1 protein-coding gene is annotated in these 694 nt (G+C 41.2%); it reads right to left on the minus strand.

What is annotated here, in order from left to right:
- Positions 1 to 306 precede the first annotated feature (306 nt).
- Positions 307 to 492 (minus strand): DUF4926 domain-containing protein, encoded by a 186-nt coding sequence (locus ACFPQ4_RS12850; RefSeq protein ID WP_378112265.1) that lies wholly within the window; start codon positions 490 to 492, stop codon positions 307 to 309.
- Between the last annotated feature and the right edge of the window lie 202 nt (positions 493 to 694).

The following is a 694-nucleotide window of genomic DNA, read 5'->3' on the forward strand; positions in this document are numbered from 1 at the left end:
CTGGGTTAAGGCTTTGAAACGTAGCCATTATGTCGCATAACGTTCTTGTATTCACGACGTCCCACCGACTTAAGGCGACGAATGTCGCCGGGCGCGATGCGCTTAGTCGGTGCGGATGTGTCCGGCTGATTCTACTTCCCCGTTGCTGAAATGCATCTCCGATTCCACTTCTAACTTCGTACCGGACCGAGGGCCGAATGGCCCGAAGCGTGAATATGGTGTTATGTGCTGTCCCTGTCATCTTCGAAATACTAACAGCTTCCTTATTACTTACTTACTTTTAGATATTGCTTTAAATTGATTAATTCAATCCAATAACTCAAACCATTCCTTTGATAATGTTCCTAAATATATTGTAAATCCATTATCATCACAAAACTCAACCTCAAAATTATCAGCATTGTATATCTCAAGTATCGTTCCAATTTGGCCCTTTACTAGTTTCTCTTCCGGGTAGTCCTTAGTCATTCTAATCACATCATACATTTTCATTCGACTCTCTCATCTCTATAAATATATGATTTACACTATTTCTCACTGGCATTAGAAAGTAAGATCAACTCGTTAAAAGGCTAAATAAAGGTAATTAAAGCCCTTGATCTTTAAATAGCTCTTACAGGGATTGCACATAACGTATTGTATTCACGACGTCCTACCACCTTAAGCCCGAAGGGCGGCCGCGATGCGGTTAGGT

The sequence above is a fragment of the Cohnella yongneupensis genome, from assembly GCF_042655785.1.
Classification (GTDB): domain Bacteria; phylum Bacillota; class Bacilli; order Paenibacillales; family Paenibacillaceae; genus Cohnella; species Cohnella yongneupensis.

Excerpts from the sequence above, each read along its gene's own strand:
- ACFPQ4_RS12850 (WP_378112265.1), bottom strand. The coding sequence starts at position 492 with ATGAAAATGTATGATGTGATTAGAATGACTAAGGACTACCCGGAAGAG.